Raw genomic sequence first — 15,750 nt, forward strand, 5'->3', positions numbered from 1 at the left:
CTTCGACGGCCAGGCGTCGGTGTTCTGGGAGGAGCACGGTCCCTGCTACCGCTGCCTCTACCCCGAGCCGCCTCCGCCCGGCATGGTCCCGTCCTGCGCCGAGGGTGGCGTCCTGGGCGTGCTCTGCGCGTCGATCGGCTCGATCCAGGTCAACGAGGCGATCAAGCTGATCACCGGCATCGGCGAGCCGCTGGTCGGCAGGCTGATGGTCTACGACGCCCTCGAGATGGAATACCGCAAGATCAAGGTTCGCAAGGACCCGAACTGCGCGCTCTGCGGTGAGAACCCGACGGTCACCGACCTCCTCGAAGACTACGAGGACTTCTGCGGCGCGGTCTCCGAGGAGGCGCAGGAGGCGACCCTCAACGCGACGATCACGGCGCGCGAGCTCAAGGACTGGCAGGACGCGGGCAAGGACGTGTTCCTCGTCGACGTTCGCGAGCCCGCCGAGTACGAGATCGTCAGCATCCCGGGCGCGACCCTGATCCCCAAGGGCGAGATCCTCTCCGGCGAGGCGCTGGCGCGCTTCCCGCAGGACCGGCAGATCGTGCTGCACTGCAAGTCGGGAGTCCGCTCGGCCGAGGCGCTCGCCGCGCTGAAGGCGGCCGGCTTCAAGGACGCCGTGCACGTCCAGGGCGGCATCGTCTCCTGGGTCAACACGGTGGATCCGTCCCTTCCGTCCTACTGAGTCCGGCCAGCGGCCGCCGACCCGGGCCGGGTCGGCGGCCGCCTCGCTGTGCTGCGGACGGAGCGGACCTATTAGACAGTTGCCGAGACAGCGCAGCGGAAAGCGGATCTGAGCGGTAGCGTCTTTGATCGTGGTCGACATCGATGCCGCGGTCGGATACGTCGTAGCCCACGGCGACCCGGTAGAACGAGCCCGGCTCTCCTTCCTGCGCACGGGCACGATGCCGTCTGCCACCGCCCTTGAGCGGATCGAGAACGAGCAGACGTCGGCGGGCGGCTGGCCCGCCGCCGGCGACGGTTGGGTGCCGTCGGTCGACGCCACCTGCTTCCGGCTGGCCGAGCTCGACGACCTCGGCGGCCTGCACGGCCCCGCGGTGGAACGCGCGCTGGCCTGGCTGGCCTCCGTGCAGCGCCCGGACGGCACCTGGCAGGAGGCCGAGGCGCTGGCCGCCGAGGCGCCGCCCTGGGCGATGCCCGGTGACCCGGAGGCGACCCTCTACCTGACCTCCGTCGCGGGCTTCTGGCTCACCGTCGCCGAGGTCGAGGCGCACCCCCGCCACGAGGAGCCGGCCCGCTACGCGACGGTGCTGCAGGCGGCGGCCCGGTTCGTGGTCGGCCGGCTGCGCCCGGACGGCACCTGGCCGTCCTTCCTGGCAGCCGGCTGGCACGCCGCCGGGCTCCTGCACGAACAGCAGTTCTTCTACGAATCGGCGCAGGTGCAGCTGGTGCTCGGCGACCGGCTGCGCGGCATGTCCCCGGCGGACGCGGCGAACATGGCGGCGGCCCTGCGCCGGGTCAACCTCGGCGACGACTGGCTGCTGCAGAGCGCCCGCAAACGCCTGGGCGAGACGCAACGGACGGACGGCGGCTGGGACAGCGACGAGGGACCGCTGTTCGACGTGAACACCACGCTGATCGCCATCCGAGCCTGTCGACGAACGGCCTTCAACGCGCCGACCTGACCGTCAGCGGGTGTGGCCGTTGCCCGTGACGATGTACTTCGTCGAGGTGAGCTCCGGCAGGCCCATCGGGCCGCGGGCGTGCAGCTTCTGGGTGCTGATGCCGATCTCGGCGCCAAAGCCGAACTCGCCGCCGTCCGTGAAGCGGGTCGAAGCGTTGACCATCACGGCCGCCGCGTCCACTCGGGCCGCGAAGCGGCGGGCTGCCACCAGGCTCTCCGTCACGATCGCCTCGGTGTGGCCCGTGCCCCAGCGACGGATGTGGTCCAGCGCGTCGTCCAGCGAATCCACCACCGCGACGGCGATGTCGGCCGACAGGTATTCCTTGCCCCAGTCCTCCTGGGTCGCCGGCACCACGCCCTCGAAGCCCGCCACGCGCGGGTCGCCGTGCACGGTCACGCCCGCCGACACCAGCTCCTCGATCACCAGCGGCAGGAACGACTCGGCCAGCGCGGAGTGCACCAGCAGCGATTCCGCCGTGTTGCAGGTGGACAGGCGCTGGGTCTTCGAGTTCAGCACCACCCCGAGGGCCTTCTCCAGGTCCGCGTCCTCGTCGACGTACACGTGGCAGTTGCCGACGCCGGTCTCGATCACCGGGACCGTCGACTCCTCGACCACCGTCTTGATCAGCGACGCGCCACCGCGCGGGATCAGCACGTCGACCAGGCCGCGGGCGCGCATCAGATCCTTTACCGAGTCGCGGGTCGTCGCGTCCAGCAGCTGGATCGAATTCGTCGGCAGGTGCGAGTCGGCGACGGCCTTGCGCAGCACCGAGACGATCGCGGCGTTCGAGCTCTGCGCCGAGCCGGAGCCGCGCAGCAGCACCGCGTTGCCGGACTTCAGGCAGATGCCGGCCGCGTCCGCCGTCACGTTCGGCCGGCCCTCGTAGATGATGCCGACCACGCCGAACGGCACCCGGATCTGCCGCAGCTCCAGGCCGTTCGCCAGCGTCGACCCGCGCACCACGTCGCCGACCGGGTCGGGCAGGGCGGCCAGCTGCCGCAGGCCGTCGGCCATCGCGGCGACCCGCTCGGCGGTCAGCAACAGCCGGTCGATCATGGCCTCCGGCGACCCCGCGGTACGGGCGTTCTGCACGTCCACGGCGTTGGCGGCGACGATGTCGTCGGCGCGCTCGACCAGCCGGTCAGCCATCAGCAGCAGCGCGGCGTCCTTCTCGGCGCGGGTGGCGGTGGCCAGCTCGATGCCGGCGGACCGGGCCTCGGCGGCCTGCTGAAGCACAGTCATGGCGACTCCTCGATACTCGCGCCGTGACGGACGGCGACTGCTTCATCCTGCACCGCCGCGCCGCCGAAGTCATACCCGCCCCGGGTGTCCGGGCGGGCGCTCACAACAGAACCAGGTCGTCGCGGTGCACGACCTCGCGTTCGTAGCCCGGGCCGAGCGCCGCCGCCAGCTCCGGTGTGGAGCGGCCCAGCAGGGCCGGCAGCTCGACCGCATCGTAGTTGACCAGGCCGCGGGCGACCGGCGCGCCCGAGCCCGCGTCCACCAGGTCCACCGGGTCGCCCGCCGCGAACGAGCCGTCCACCGCGGTGATCCCGGCCGGCAGCAGCGACTTGCGCCGGGCCACCACCGCCGTCACCGCGCCCGGGTCCAGATGCAGGCGGCCGCGCGGCGACGTGGCGTGGGCCAGCCAGAACAACCGGGCCGTGGGGCGGCGCGCGGCCGCGTGGAACAGGGTGCCCACCTCGTCGCCGGCCAGGGCCGCCGCGGCCAGGGGCGCCGCGGTCAGCACCACCGGGATGCCGAAGCCGGTGGCGATCCGGGCCGCCTCGACCTTGGTCACCATGCCGCCCGTGCCGACGCCGGACCGGCCCGCCGCGCCGACCGAGATGTCCGCGAGGTCGGCCTCGTCGCGGACCACCGTGATGCGGCGGGCGGCCGGGGACGACGGGTCGCCCGTGTAGAGGGCGTCCACATCGGAGAGCAGCACCAGCAGGTCGGCCTGGACCAGGGCGGCCACCAGGGCCGCGAGCCGGTCGTTGTCGCCGAACCGGATCTCTTCCGTGGCCACCGTGTCGTTCTCGTTGACGATCGGCAGCGCGCCGAGGTCGAGCAGCTTCCGCAGCGTTCGGTAGGCGTTGCGGTAATGCGCGCGCCGGGTCACGTCGTCGACGGTGAGCAGGATCTGTCCCACGGTCAGCCCGTGCCGGGCGAAGCCGGCCGCGTACCGCCCGATCAGGAGCCCTTGACCCACCGAGGCCGCGGCCTGCTGGGTGGCCAGGTCGCGCGGACGCCGGCGCAGTTTCAGCGGGGCCAGCCCGGCGGCGATCGCGCCGCTGGAGACCAGCACCATCTCCCGGCCCTGGGTGGCGAGCCCGCCGAGCGCGTCGACGAGGGCGTCCACGCGCTGCTCGTCTATTCCGCCGGTCGCGGTGGTCAGGGAGGACGAGCCCACCTTCACCACGATCCGTCGCGCCCCGGTCACCTGTTCTCGCACCCGACCATTCTGCGCGCCGCGGCCTGCGCCGCCGGGGTGAGATCCCATATCGTGGCGTCGGTGACACCGCAGGAGTACGTCGAAGAGGTTCTCCAGCTCGTGGAGAGCATCCCGGTGGGTCGCGTCATGTCCTACGGGGCGGTCGCCGACGCGCTCGCGGACAGCTCGGGCCGCAACTCGGCGCGCCGGATCGGCACGATCATGGCCCGGCACGGCGGCGGCGTCCCGTGGCACCGGGTCGTCAACAGCGCCGGCCGGATGCCGCCCGGGCACGAGCAGGAGGCACGGCAGCGGCTCCTCAGCGAGGGCGTGCCGTTGAAGGGGGAGCACGTGGACATGGCCCGAGCGAGCTGGACGCCCTGATGGAGACCGGACAGCCCAGCCGCACAGCGTTCAGCGCGGCCCGCTACCGCGCGGCACACCAGGTCATCGAGGGCGGCGAGATCTTCGGCGACCCGCTGGCCGTACCCATCCTCGGGGTGCCGCCGGACGCCGAGCAGGCGCCGGACCGCCGGGGGATGCGCCTGTTCATCGCCGCCCGGAGCAGGTTCGCGGAGGATGCGCTGGCCGCGGCGGTTCGGAACGGCACCCGGCAGCTCGTCGTGCTCGGCGCAGGGCTGGACACGTTCGCCTACCGCAATCCATGGCCGGAGCTGCGGGTCTTCGAGGTCGACCACCCGGACACCCAGGCCTTCAAGCGCGAGCGGCTGGCCGCGGCGGGGATCGCGGTGCCGGAGTCGCTGACCTACGTGCCGGTGGATTTCGAGCGGGAGTCGCTCGCCGACCGGCTGGCCGCGCAGCCCGCGGCGTTCTTCCTGTGGCTCGGCGTGGTGCCCTACCTGAGCCGGGCCGGGTTCGACGAGACGCTCTCGCTGATCGCCGCCACGCCGCAGGCCGAGGTCGTCTTCGACTACGCGATGCCGCCGTCGTCGATGTCACCCGAGCGCCGGGCCGCCCTGGAGGCCCGCGCGGCCCGGGTGGCGAGCATCGGCGAGCCGTGGCGGAGCTACTTCCTGCCCGGTGAGCTGGCCGCCGAGCTGCGGGCCCGCGGCTTCGACGAGCTGGAGGACCTGGGCCCGGCCGAGCTGGCGGCCCGCTGGTTCGGCCGCCCCGACGTGCCGAAGGGCACCCCGGGCGGCCATGTGATCCACGCCCGGCGCGGCTGACCAGCTGATCAGCCGCGGTTCCGCTTGAAGTAGCGAGCGGTCACGTAGGCACTCACCGCCTCACCGAGCTTGCCGCCCTGCACATCGGCGGTACGGAAGTGGATGCCGCCCCAGACCCGTGCCCCCAGCAGTTCCTCGACCGCATGGGAGAAGCTGGTGAAGTGCCGGGTGGTCCCCGTGGCCACGCTGTAGGCGGAGAAGGCGACGCGGTCGCGGCCGAGGAACGTCCGCATCGTCGCCATGCGCGCCGCGGTGCCACAGGCGTGCCCGGACGGGTGGTCCGGGAACGGCGGCGTGATCAGCAGCGGCGTCCAGGTGGGGTCCGCCGTGGTGCGCGGGTTGCCGTCGGTGTCGGCGAGCCGGACCGCGGTGATCGGCCGCCAGAAACCCCACGCCCGCTTGTCGTCGAAGCAGGCGATCTGGGCGTCGAGCGCGATGGCGTCCACCATGGCGAACATCCGCGCCGTCTGCAGCAGGCTCAGGTGTTGCGTCTCGGCGATCTGTCGCTTGATCTGCCACTCGGTCAGGTTGCGGTCGTGCCACCAGATCGCCGCCTCGGTCTGGTCGGTGGTGCGCACCGTGCTGTCCACCTTGCCGATCGCCTTCACCTCGTTGAGGTCGCGGGCGTATGCGGCGCTGGTGAGCGCGGGCGGGCCGGCCGTGCGGAACATCGCGGCGCTGGGCACCAGGAGCGGCTTGATGTCGGCGACCTCGGCGCCGTCACCGGTGTTGAGCGGCGGCGTCGGCCGCCACTGGCCGGGCTCGGTGCCGATGGCCCACTGCGCGTCGGCGTCGGAACCGTCGTTCTCCCGCGCCGCGATCATGGTGGCCGCGGCCTGCCGGCCCACCGCGATGCCGCCCCGCTCGGCTGGTCCGTCGGGGATGGCGGCGAGGGCCTCGTCGTACTGCACGCGCAGCCGGTCGGCCTGCTCGGGCAGCACCGCGGTCAGCACCAGGTAGTACGCGGTCGCGACGGCCGCCTCGGTCGACTCCCTGCCGGTGGCCGGCGGCGCGGCCAGCAGCGGCCGGTACGGCGTGCCGAGAATGGCGTTGACCGCGTCGTAGGCGGCGCCACTGACCATCGCGAAGCCGCGGCTCTGCTTCCATGGCAGTTGCTGCCCGACGTCCCAGATGGCGGTCTGGGCGTTGCGGTCCCAGGTGATCATGGCGTTGGTGGTGGATGTGGTGGCGGAGGCCGCCGGTGCGGTCGATGCGATCGCGATCGGTGACACCATCGCGAGAAGTGCCGCGACGGCCAAACGTCGACTCATGGTTCCCTCCCCAAGGGATACCTCATTGATCCACACATCGGCATAGATCAATATGAAAGCACTGGGAGAGACTATAGCGACGCGGTGGGCACCGTGTGGTACCCGCCGCGGGGGTGCCGTCGACCCGGCCCCGATGTCTAGACCGGTCGGCTGATGATCGACGCTGCGCCGCGCATCTGCAGCTCGAAGAACTCCCGCCGGGCGTTGATGGTGTTGTTGAGCTGCCCGAAGAGCTCCGCGCTCACCGCGCCACAGAGGTGGATCCAGGCGGCCAGGCCGTGGGCCACGAGCTGGGGTGTCGCGCCCGGCGCGGCCTGCTGGGCCACGGCCGCCAGGTCCTCGCCCAGCGGGCCGCCGATCGGCTCGCCGGCCTCGATCTCGCCGGCCGCCGCGGCCTCGCCGACGATCTTGCCGATCAGCAGGATCACCCGGATGGCCGGCTCGACGGTGTCGCGCGGCGCCTGGTAGCCGGGCACCGGGCTGCCGTAGATCAGCGCCCACTCGTGCGGGTTGGCCAGCGCCCAGTCGCGGACCGCGTGGCACGCGCTCAGGAACCTGTCCAGGAACCGGCCGGCGCCCACCGACGCCTCAGCGGTGCCGCCCAGGGCGTCGTACGCGTCGATGATCATGGCCGTAAGCAGCTCGTCGCGGCTGGCGAAGTAGCGGTAGACGGCGGACGACGCCATGCCGAGGTCGCGGGCGACCGCGCGCAGCGACAGGTTCGCGCCGTCGGTGGCGAGGTGGCGCCGGGCGACGTTCTTGATCTCGTCGGTCATCTCGGCGCGTACCCGAGCCCGGATCGATGCGGCAGTCATGCCGGCAAGTCTGCCACAAAAGAGAGCACTGCTCTTGCAAACGCGGCGATGAGGTGAGATTGTTGTTCTCAACGGAGAGCAGTGCTCACAAAGGAGAACGCAATGTCGAAGCACGTGATCGTCGGTTCCGGCCCGATCGGTTCCGGGGTGGCCCGCCTGCTCGCCGAGCGCGGCGAGTCGGTGCGCGTCGTGACCCGCAGCGGCACCGGCCCCGCGCACCCGCTGATCGAGCGGGTCGCCGCCGACGCCACCGACGCGGACCGGCTCACCGAGCTGACCCACGGCGCGTCCGCGCTCTACAACTGCGCGAACCCGAAGTACACCCAGTGGGAGGCGCTCTGGCCGCCGATGGCCGCCGCCATGCTCACCGCCGCGCAGCGCTCCGGCGCGGTCCTGACCATCACCGGCAACCTGTACGGCTACGGCCCGGTCCCGGGCGGCCGGATGACCGAGGACAGCCCGCTCGCCGCGACCGGCCGCAAGGGTCGCGTACGGATCAAGATGTGGCAGGACGCCCTGGCCAGCGGGGTGCGCACGGTCGAGGTCCGCGGTTCCGACTACATCGGGGCGGGTGCCTCGTCGGTGTTCTCCGCGGTGCTGCTCCCGGCGATCACCAAGGGCCGGACGGCCTGGGCGCCCGGCGACATCGACGCGCCGCACACCTTCACCTACACCGGCGACATGGCCCGGGCCCTGGCCGACCTGGCCGGCGACGAGCGGGCCTGGGGCCGGGCGTGGCACGTGCCGTCGGCTCCCGCGCTCAGCGTCCGGGCACTGGCCGACCGCTACTTCGCGCTGTCCGGCGCCAAGCCGGTCCCGATCCGGCAGCTGCCGCGCTTCGTGATGCGCACCGCGGGCGTGGTGGTGCCGATGGCCCGCGAGCTGGCCGAGATGGACTACCAGTTCTACGCGCCGTTCATCATGGACAGCTCGCTGACCGAGCGCACGTTCGGCCTCACCGCCACCGACCTGGACGTGTCGCTGCGCGAGGTCGCGGCCGACGTGAAGTCGACCCTGGCCCGCCGGATGTGAGCCCGCTAGAGGAGCAGCCCGACGCCGTCCCGGCGGGGGTCGCCGGCCGCGCCGCCGACCCCCACCGCCGTGACGCCGCCGAAGTAGTGGTTGAGCTCCGGCCACTCGGTGATCCGCCAGCCGGCCTCGACCAGCGCGGCCAGTTCGGCGCGCGGGAAGCCCGGTTCGGCGTGGACCATGTCGTCCACGACGTGGAAGCGGGGCCGGGCGATCGCGGTGGGCATGTCGACGCCGTCGACCAGCACGCCGATCAGCGTGTCGACCAGCGCGGTCCGGATCCGCGAGGCGCCCGCGGAGCCGGCGGCGACGGCGAGGGCGCCCTCGTCGTCGATGACCACCAGCGGGCACATGTTGGACGACATCCGGACGCCCGGCGCGAGGTCGTCGGTGATCAACTCGCCCTCGCCCAGCATGGAGTTCAGGTTGACGCCCAGCCCCGGCAGCCAGACCGCCGCGCCGAGGCCCATCGTCGTGGTGATCACGCAGGCGTTGCCGGCGGTGTCGACCACCGACACGTTGGTGGTGTCGCCGATCTTCTGCCGGCCCCGGTCGCGCAGCGCGGCGGCCACGGCCACGGTCCGGGCCGGGCGCGGCAGCGTGGGCAGGTCGCGGGGCAGGGCCTCGATCGTGTCGACCGTCCGGTTGAGATCGTGCCGGGCCCGGACCTGGTAGGAACCGAGCGTGGCCCGGTCGACGTGGGTCTCCAGCACCCGGTAGTTCGCGAGGTCGCGCGGGCCGAGCGCACCCCCGGCCGCGCGGACCGTCCGCACCAGCAGTGGCGCGTAGGAACCGGTGTGGAACAGGGCGGGCCCCTCTGCGGCGAGCGCCGCCATGGCCGTCGCCAGCCCGGGATGGAACAGCAGGTCACCGCCGCGCAGCAGCTTGCCCTGTGGCGCATAGATGGCGGCGCCGGCGCCGTGGGCCAGCGCCGGGGCGCAGGCCTCCAGGGTCCGGGCGTGCGCGGGCGGCAGCGGCACCCCGGTCCGGGCCAGTTCCAGCGCGGGCGCGACCAGGTCGGCCCAGGGCAGCCGCCCCCAGCGCCGGTGCACCTCGCCGCAGCCGACCGGCACACCCGGCACCGCCACGCTGGCCCCGCCGATCGAATACACCTGCGGCACGCCGCCGAAGAACACGTCGACGGCGATCATCGGCCCGGCGGTCCGGTCGCCGTCCGTGCCGGGCACCGAGACGAAGAAGTCCAGGCAGGTCACCGCGCCGGTGGCGGCCTCGAAGTAGGTGGCGAAACCGCCGCCGCCCAGCCCGGTGTAGACGGTCTCGGCGACGCAGGTGGTGAGCACGGCGGCGACGGCGGCGTCCGCGGCCGTGCCTCCCGCGCGCAGCACCCGCAGCCCGGCCTCGGCCGTCGCCGGATGGCTGGCCGCGACCCCGGCGGCGACCCGGGACGACGGTGCGGAATTCTCCATTCGGCGAAGCGTAGGCGCAGCAGCCCGCCGATGGTTACGATCCGCGTCCATGACGGTCGCCGGTCCCTCGCCCGACGTACGGCTGTCCCGCCGCGTCGTCGCCGGATACTCCCTGGGTTCGCTGGTGACCGGACCTTTCGGGACAGTGCCTGGTCTGCTCCTTTTGCCATATCTGACGGATACGCTCGGTGTCGCCGCCGGCGTGGCGGGCCTGCTCGTGCTGCTGCCGAAGGCGTGGGACGTGCTGGTCAACCCGGTCGCCGGCCGGATCTCGGACCGCAGCGGCGATCGGCGCGGCTTCCTGCTCGGCGCGGGCCTGGCGCTGGGCGTGCTCTTCGCGGCGATCTTCGCCGGCCCGTTCGGCACCGGCGCCGCGGCGGGCGGCTACGTCGCGGTCGCGTTCCTGACCGCGGCCACCGCTTTCGCGTTCTTCCAGGTGCCCTACGTGGCGATGCCGGCCGAGCTCACCACCGGCCGCGCCGAGCGCACCCGCCTGATGACCTGGCGGGTCGCGGTCCTGGCCCTGGCCATCCTGGTCTCCGGCGCGCTCGCCCCGCTGGTCGTCGACCTGGGCGGCGGCGGCCTGGCCGGCCACCGGTGGTCCGGCGCGTTCGTCGGCGCGCTCATCGTCGTGGGCACCCTGGGTGCCTTCTTCGGTACGCGCACAGCGGACTCCCGGACCGCGGCGGACCAGGAGCCGAGCCTGCGCGCCCAGTTGCGGATCGCCGCGGCCAACGCGTCCTTCCGTAACCTGCTGCTCTGCTACATCGTCCAGGCCGCCGGCATCGGCACGATGCTCGCGGGCGTGCAGTACTTCGCCGACCACGTCATCGGCCAGGACGCCGGCGCCACCTTCCTGTTCGCCGCGTTCGTCGGGCCGGCGCTGCTGGTCATGCCGCTGTGGAGCCGGGTGGGCGCCCGCCACGGCAAGCTCCGCGGCCTGGTCGCCGCCTCCCTGCTCTTCGCCGCCGGTGCCCTCGCCCTGCTGGCGTCCCCCGGGCTGCCCGCCGTCGCGATCTACCTGATCGTCGCCCTGATCGGTGCCGGGTACGCCGGCCAGCAGGTCTTCGCGCTGGCGATGCTCCCGGACCTGATCGAGCGCGACACCGTCCGCACCGGTCGCCGCCAGGCCGGCGTGTTCACCGGCCTCTTCACCGCGGGCGAGACGCTCGGCCTGGCCCTGGGCCCGGGCGTCTATGCGCTGGTCCTGCAGCTCTTCGGCTACGTCTCGTCGTCGAGCGGCGAGGCGGCGGCCCAGGACCCGACCGCCCGGCTCGGCGTCCTGCTCGGCTTCACGGTCGTCCCGGCGGTGCTGGTCGGGGCGGCGGTCGCCCTGCTGCGCCGGTATCGGGACTAGCCGACCCCTGGACTCCGCCTCGCCGTCGACCCCCCTACGAAACACGGGCTAGCTTGGTGTCCATGATCGAGGCGTTGCCGTGCACCGGCGTTCCGGGCGAGCAGGTGCTCGCCGAGTTGGGTGAGTTACGGGCCGCCGACCTGCCCACGCACGGCGGCCGGCTGTTCGCCTATGTCTACGACCCGGCCGTCGCCGGGCTGGACGAGCTGGCCCACGCCGCGTACGCGATCTCCGCGCACGTCAACGGCCTGGACCCGACGGCCTTCCCGTCCCTGCTGGCGATGGAGAACGCGCTGGTCGCGGCCGCCGGGCGGGTGCTCGGCGGCGGTCCCGGCACGGCCGCGCCGGAGGTGGTCGGCAGCGTCACCAGCGGCGGCACCGAGTCGCTGATCCTGGCGGTGAAGGCGGCCCGGGACGCGCATCCGGAGCTCGAGCGGCCGCGGCTGGTGATCCCGTCCACCGCGCACGCCGCGTTCGCGAAGGCCGCGCACTATCTGCGGGTCGCCCTCGACGTCGTGCCCGTCGGCCCCGACCTGCGGGCCGACCCGGCCGCCACGGCAGCGGCCATCCGGCCGGAGACCGTGCTGGTGGCGGGCTCGGCGCCGAGCTACGCCCACGGGGTCGTCGATCCGATCCCCGAGCTGGCGGCCGTCGCCGCCGCGCGGGGCGTGCGGTTCCACGTCGACGCGTGTTTCGGCGGCTGGGTGCTGCCCTACCTGCGGCGGCTCGGCGCCGACCTGCCGGTCTTCGACTTCGCCGTCCCGGGGGTCACCAGCATCTCGGTCGACCTGCACAAATACGCGTACGCACCGAAGGGCGTCTCGGTGCTGCTGCACCGGGACGCGGCGCTGCGGATGCCGCAGTTCTTCGCGTACGCGGACTGGCCCGGCTACACGATGGTCAACCCGGTGATCTCGTCCACCCGTTCCGGCGGCCCGATCGCGGCGGCCCTGGCCACGATGCGCCACCTGGGCGACGACGGCTACCTGCGGCTGGCCGGGCACACCCGGGACGCGGTCGCCGTGCTCGCGGGCGCGGTCGAGGCCGCCGACGGCGTGCGCCTGTTCGCGCCCCCGGAGACGAGTGTCGTGTGCCTGGCGGCCGAGCCGGAGGTCGACCTGTTCGTGCTCGCCGACGAGCTGGCGGCGCGTGGCTGGCACACCCAGCCCCAGCTCGCGTACGGGAAGCTGCCCGCGACCATCCACCTCACCGTGACGGCCGCGGTCGGCGCGACCGCCGCCGACTTCGGGCCCGATCTGGCCGCCGCGGTGGCCGCGACCCGCGTCCGCGGCCCGGTCGAGCTGCCGCCCGCGCTGCTGGCGGCAGCCGGCGCGCTCACCCCGGAAATGGTCACGCCGGAGCTGGTCGAGGGGCTCGCCGCCGGCCTCGGCCTGGGCGAGGAGATCGGCAAGAGCATGGCCGCGGTCAACTCGCTGCTGAACGTGGCGCCGCCCGCGCTGCGCGAGGCGCTGCTGGCCGGCTTCCTGAGCCTGCTCCAGCGACCCACGTGGCACGGAGTAGGTTGACCACGTGTCCGGTCTGCCAGGAGTGCTCGGGGATCCCATCAAGTTCGTGCTGAACTGGGGTCGCCGCTACTCGCTGTGGGTCTTCAACTTCGGCCTAGCCTGCTGCGCGATCGAGTTCATCGCGACCAGCATGGGCCGGCACGACTTCATGCGGCTCGGGGTGATCCCGTTCGCGCACGGCCCGCGCCAGGCCGACCTGATGGTGGTCTCCGGCACGGTCACCGACAAGATGGCCCCGGCGATCCGCCGGCTCTACGACCAGATGCCCGAGCCCAAGTACGTCATCTCGTTCGGCTCCTGCTCCAACTGCGGCGGCCCGTACTGGGACTCGTACTCGGTGACCAAGGGCGTCGACCAGCTCATCCCGGTGGACGTCTACGTGCCCGGCTGCCCGCCGCGGCCCGAGGCCCTGCTGCACGGCATCCTGCGCCTGCAGGAGCAGATCGCCGCCGAGCAGTCCGGCCCCGGCGGGGTGTCGCGGCCCGATCCGCTGCTGCCCGGCCCGCCCGCGACGCGGCCCCGGGACGCGGCTTCGTTGACGGCCCCGGCGGTCAAGCGCCCAACCTGAGCGGACGCGGGCTACGCTGCGAATTATGAGCGACCAGTCCCGCGCGGACTTCATCATCGACGTACTGACCAGGGAGTTCGGCGACCTCATGGCGCTGGACCCGGCAGCCTTCCGGCGCAAGTTCCGGAAGATGGCCGCGTCGCCCTTCGCGTTCTACCGAGGCAGCGCCTCCGTCTTCTACGCCGACCAGACCGGTGCGTATCGCGACGACGCGTTCCTCGACGAGCGGACCAGCCGGGTCTGGATCCACGGCGACCTGCACGCGGAGAATTTCGGCACCTACATGAACTCGTCCGGCCAGCTCGTCTTCAACGTCAACGACTTCGACGAGGCCTACGTCGGGCCCTTCATCTGGGACCTCAAGCGGTTCTCCGCCAGCGTGGCCCTGATCGGCTACAGCAAGGCCCTCTCCGACCGGGTGATCACCGATCTGGTCGGCACCTTCGCGCGGGCATACCTGACCGAGCTGCGGGCGGTGGCGGCCGGCGGCGACGACGCGCTCGGCTCGATCACCTTGGACAACGCCGACGGCGTGCTGCGCCGGGTGCTGCAGGAGGCCCGGCTGAACACCCGGGTCGACATGCTCGCCGGGCAGACCACGATCGACGACTACGAGCGCCGGTTCTCCGTCGGCGACGGCGTCTACGACGTCGACGAGCCCACCGCCGCGACGGTGCGGGCGGCCTTCCAGGATTACCTGCACACGCTGCCCTCGCACGGAAACTCGGTGTCCACCAACATCAAGGACATCAAGCTGCGCAAGGGCGTCGGCATCGGCTCGGCCGGGCTGCCGTCGTACAACCTGCTGCTGGAGGGGCACACCCAGGCCCTCGAGAACGACGTGGTCATCTACATGAAGCAGGCCCAGGTGCCGGCCGTCGCGCGGTGGATCGACGACGAGCGGGTCCGGTCCTACTTCCGGCACCAGGGCCACCGCACGGCCGAATCGCAGCGGGCGCTGCAGGCGCACGCCGACCCGTGGCTGGGTTTCACCGAGCTCAACGGCGTCGGCCAGCTCGTCGCCGAGGTCTCGCCGTACGCGGCCGACCTGGACTGGGCGGATGTCAACGAGCCCGAGGAACTGACCGGCGTCGTCGCCGACCTGGGCCGCGCGGTGGCCCGGATGCACTCGGTCGCCGACGACGAGTCCAGTCACGACCTGGTCGACTTCTCCACCGAGGAGGCCATCGTGGCGGCGGTCGACAAGGACGAGGCGGGATTCCTCACGCTGCTGGTCGACTTCGCCCACCGGTACGGCGACCAGGCCCGCGAGGACCACCAGGACTTCGTGGACCTGTTCCGCAACGGCCGCCTACCCGGCCTCTGAGTCATCGCGGCAGAAATCGCAGGGCGAAGCTCGCGGGCGCCGGCGACGCGGCCTCATAGGTCAGGATGAGGTCCACCTGCAGGTTGCGGATGACGCCGACCGTGACGTCCTGCCGCCTCGGCGGGTGCTGGCACGTCAGGTCGTAGGTCGTCGTGTTGACGATGGTGCCGCTCGGGTCGCCGGCGCTGCGTGCCTGCCGGAGCGTGACGTGCAGCGTCCCGGTGCCGGCGCAGGCGACCGCCAGCCGGAAGTCGCCGTTCAGCGGCTGCCAGCCGGGGGAGAACGGCTCGGCACCCACCCCGCCGCCCGCGCCCCAGCCCGAGCCCGCCGGCAGCTGATCCGGCAGGCCCAGGGCGGTGGCCGGATCGTTCGCCTCGCTCCCGGCGGCGGGTGTCGTGGGCCGGGACGGGAAGCAGAGCAGGGCGACGGTGCCGCCGAGCACGACGAGCAGGACCCCGGCGAAGACCACGGTGGTGGTGCGGCGGCGGCGCACGGTACGGCGGACGAGCTCCGCCCCCGGCGGCCGGATCTGGCGCATCGTGTCGGCGCGCAGCCCGGCGAAGAGCTCCTCGAACTCCTCAGCCACGACGCGCCTCCGTGGAGCCGATGCCGAGCTGGGCGGCGAGCGCGGCCCGGCCCCGGTGCAACCAGGACTTGACCGTGCCCGCGGCGACGCCCTCCCGGTCGGCGATCTCCGCGATGCTCAGATCCGCCAGGTAGCGCAGCACCATGGCCCGCCGCTGGGTGGCCGGCAGCGTGGCCAGGGCGGCGACCAGCGCCACCCGGTCCGGCCCAGGGCCGTCGAGCTCGGCCTCGTCGCGGCGCTGCCGGCGGAGGAAGTTCAGCGCCGTCCCGGCCCGCCGCCACCGGCTGACCGCCAGGTTCCAGGCCACCCGGCGGATCCAGGCCACCGGGTCGTCGTAGCGGCTGACGGTCTTCCAGCGGCTGTAGGCGCGGCAGAAGGCTTCCTGGACGACGTCCTGTGCCTCCTGGCGGTCGCCGAAGTAGGCGTAGAGCTGGACGGTGAGGTCGCCGAAGTGCCCGGCGTACACCTCGTCGAACGTCGGCGGGTTGTCGTGCACGGCTACTGGCGTCTCCGGTCCGGCTGTGGCGCCCAGGGTGGCGGTCCGTGCTGTCCCGGGCACTGCGGGTGCCATCGA

At 72.9% G+C, this 15,750-nt stretch carries 16 protein-coding genes; 9 read left to right on the forward strand and 7 right to left on the reverse strand.

Translation table 11 applies throughout. From position 1 onward, the window contains the following. A partial coding sequence (locus DMB66_RS44385) for a rhodanese-like domain-containing protein (RefSeq protein WP_199752979.1) occupies positions 1-688 on the forward strand: 688 nt, incomplete at its 5' end. 130 nt (positions 689-818) lie between these two features. After that, positions 819-1,649, forward strand: coding sequence for a prenyltransferase/squalene oxidase repeat-containing protein (locus DMB66_RS44390; protein WP_125810144.1), 831 nt, complete (start codon positions 819-821; stop codon positions 1,647-1,649). Positions 1,650-1,652: 3 nt separating this feature from the next. On the opposite strand, the gene DMB66_RS44395 is transcribed toward DMB66_RS44390, so the two are convergent. Both DMB66_RS44395 and proB read right to left on the reverse strand, forming a co-directional pair. Further along, complete coding sequence (locus DMB66_RS44395) at positions 1,653-2,891, reverse strand: glutamate-5-semialdehyde dehydrogenase (RefSeq protein WP_125810145.1); 1,239 nt, start codon at positions 2,889-2,891, stop codon at positions 1,653-1,655. 100 nt (positions 2,892-2,991) lie between these two features. Further along, a complete protein-coding gene (gene proB / locus DMB66_RS44400) occupies positions 2,992-4,152 on the reverse strand; it encodes a glutamate 5-kinase (protein WP_125810146.1) in 1,161 nt (386 codons plus the stop codon). 12 nt (positions 4,153-4,164) lie between these two features. On the opposite strand from proB, the gene DMB66_RS44405 reads away from it, so the two are divergent. After that, complete coding sequence (locus DMB66_RS44405) at positions 4,165-4,467, forward strand: MGMT family protein (RefSeq protein ID WP_125810147.1); 303 nt, start codon at positions 4,165-4,167, stop codon at positions 4,465-4,467. After that, positions 4,467-5,270, forward strand: a complete 804-nt coding sequence (locus DMB66_RS44410) for an SAM-dependent methyltransferase (protein ID WP_125810148.1) — start codon at positions 4,467-4,469, stop codon at positions 5,268-5,270. Before DMB66_RS44405 ends, DMB66_RS44410 begins: the two co-directional genes overlap by 1 nt. Before the next feature lie 8 nt (positions 5,271-5,278). Here the strand turns inward: DMB66_RS44410 and DMB66_RS44415 are convergent, their stop codons facing one another. Beyond that, a complete protein-coding gene (locus tag DMB66_RS44415; RefSeq protein ID WP_125810149.1) occupies positions 5,279-6,541 on the reverse strand; it encodes a vanadium-dependent haloperoxidase in 1,263 nt (420 codons plus the stop codon). Positions 6,542-6,678: 137 nt separating this feature from the next. Further along, positions 6,679-7,356 (reverse strand): TetR/AcrR family transcriptional regulator, encoded by a 678-nt coding sequence (locus DMB66_RS44420; protein ID WP_125810150.1) that lies wholly within the window; start codon positions 7,354-7,356, stop codon positions 6,679-6,681. Between the two features lie 102 nt (positions 7,357-7,458). On the opposite strand from DMB66_RS44420, the gene DMB66_RS44425 reads away from it, so the two are divergent. After that, positions 7,459-8,388 carry an NAD-dependent epimerase/dehydratase family protein gene (locus DMB66_RS44425; protein ID WP_125810151.1) on the forward strand — a complete coding sequence of 310 codons (930 nt, stop codon included), beginning with the start codon at positions 7,459-7,461 and terminating at the stop codon, positions 8,386-8,388. Between the two features lie 5 nt (positions 8,389-8,393). Here the strand turns inward: DMB66_RS44425 and DMB66_RS44430 are convergent, their stop codons facing one another. Then, the gene (locus DMB66_RS44430; RefSeq protein WP_125810152.1) at positions 8,394-9,812 is read right to left on the reverse strand and encodes a gamma-glutamyltransferase; all 1,419 of its coding nucleotides are present in this window, start codon (positions 9,810-9,812) and stop codon (positions 8,394-8,396) included. Between the two features lie 49 nt (positions 9,813-9,861). Here DMB66_RS44430 and DMB66_RS44435 point away from each other — a divergent pair, with 49 nt between their 5' ends. The 4 genes from DMB66_RS44435 to DMB66_RS44450 all read left to right on the forward strand — a co-directional run bounded on the left by DMB66_RS44435 (position 9,862) and on the right by DMB66_RS44450 (position 14,590). Continuing rightward, positions 9,862-11,169 (forward strand): MFS transporter, encoded by a 1,308-nt coding sequence (locus DMB66_RS44435; RefSeq protein WP_125810153.1) that lies wholly within the window; start codon positions 9,862-9,864, stop codon positions 11,167-11,169. A gap of 62 nt (positions 11,170-11,231) precedes the next feature. After that, the gene (locus DMB66_RS44440; RefSeq protein WP_125810154.1) at positions 11,232-12,695 is read left to right on the forward strand and encodes an aminotransferase class V-fold PLP-dependent enzyme; all 1,464 of its coding nucleotides are present in this window, start codon (positions 11,232-11,234) and stop codon (positions 12,693-12,695) included. 4 nt (positions 12,696-12,699) lie between these two features. Further along, positions 12,700-13,263 (forward strand): NADH-quinone oxidoreductase subunit B, encoded by a 564-nt coding sequence (locus tag DMB66_RS44445; RefSeq protein ID WP_199752981.1) that lies wholly within the window; start codon positions 12,700-12,702, stop codon positions 13,261-13,263. 25 nt (positions 13,264-13,288) lie between these two features. After that, on the forward strand, positions 13,289-14,590 hold the full coding sequence (locus tag DMB66_RS44450; protein ID WP_125810155.1) for a DUF2252 domain-containing protein: 1,302 nt from the start codon (positions 13,289-13,291) through the stop codon (positions 14,588-14,590). Position 14,591: 1 nt separating this feature from the next. Here the strand turns inward: DMB66_RS44450 and DMB66_RS44455 are convergent, their stop codons facing one another. Together DMB66_RS44455 and DMB66_RS44460 are read right to left on the reverse strand one after the other, a co-directional pair. Continuing rightward, positions 14,592-15,176 carry a hypothetical protein gene (locus DMB66_RS44455; protein WP_125810156.1) on the reverse strand — a complete coding sequence of 195 codons (585 nt, stop codon included), beginning with the start codon at positions 15,174-15,176 and terminating at the stop codon, positions 14,592-14,594. Continuing rightward, positions 15,169-15,747 (reverse strand): RNA polymerase sigma factor, encoded by a 579-nt coding sequence (locus DMB66_RS44460; protein WP_125810157.1) that lies wholly within the window; start codon positions 15,745-15,747, stop codon positions 15,169-15,171. Before DMB66_RS44460 ends, DMB66_RS44455 begins: the two co-directional genes overlap by 8 nt. Between the last annotated feature and the right edge of the window lie 3 nt (positions 15,748-15,750).

The organism is Actinoplanes sp. ATCC 53533, from assembly GCF_003947245.1.

Excerpts from the sequence above, each read along its gene's own strand:
- DMB66_RS44395 (WP_125810145.1), bottom strand. The coding sequence starts at position 2,891 with ATGACTGTGCTTCAGCAGGCCGCCGAGGCCCGGTCCGCCGGCATCGAG.
- proB (WP_125810146.1), bottom strand. The coding sequence starts at position 4,152 with ATGGGATCTCACCCCGGCGGCGCAGGCCGCGGCGCGCAGAATGGTCGG.
- DMB66_RS44410 (WP_125810148.1), top strand. The coding sequence starts at position 4,467 with ATGGAGACCGGACAGCCCAGCCGCACAGCGTTCAGCGCGGCCCGCTAC.
- DMB66_RS44415 (WP_125810149.1), bottom strand. The coding sequence starts at position 6,541 with ATGAGTCGACGTTTGGCCGTCGCGGCACTTCTCGCGATGGTGTCACCG.
- DMB66_RS44420 (WP_125810150.1), bottom strand. The coding sequence starts at position 7,356 with ATGACTGCCGCATCGATCCGGGCTCGGGTACGCGCCGAGATGACCGAC.
- DMB66_RS44425 (WP_125810151.1), top strand. The coding sequence starts at position 7,459 with ATGTCGAAGCACGTGATCGTCGGTTCCGGCCCGATCGGTTCCGGGGTG.
- DMB66_RS44430 (WP_125810152.1), bottom strand. The coding sequence starts at position 9,812 with ATGGAGAATTCCGCACCGTCGTCCCGGGTCGCCGCCGGGGTCGCGGCC.
- DMB66_RS44435 (WP_125810153.1), top strand. The coding sequence starts at position 9,862 with ATGACGGTCGCCGGTCCCTCGCCCGACGTACGGCTGTCCCGCCGCGTC.
- DMB66_RS44440 (WP_125810154.1), top strand. The coding sequence starts at position 11,232 with ATGATCGAGGCGTTGCCGTGCACCGGCGTTCCGGGCGAGCAGGTGCTC.
- DMB66_RS44450 (WP_125810155.1), top strand. The coding sequence starts at position 13,289 with ATGAGCGACCAGTCCCGCGCGGACTTCATCATCGACGTACTGACCAGG.
- DMB66_RS44460 (WP_125810157.1), bottom strand. The coding sequence starts at position 15,747 with ATGGCACCCGCAGTGCCCGGGACAGCACGGACCGCCACCCTGGGCGCC.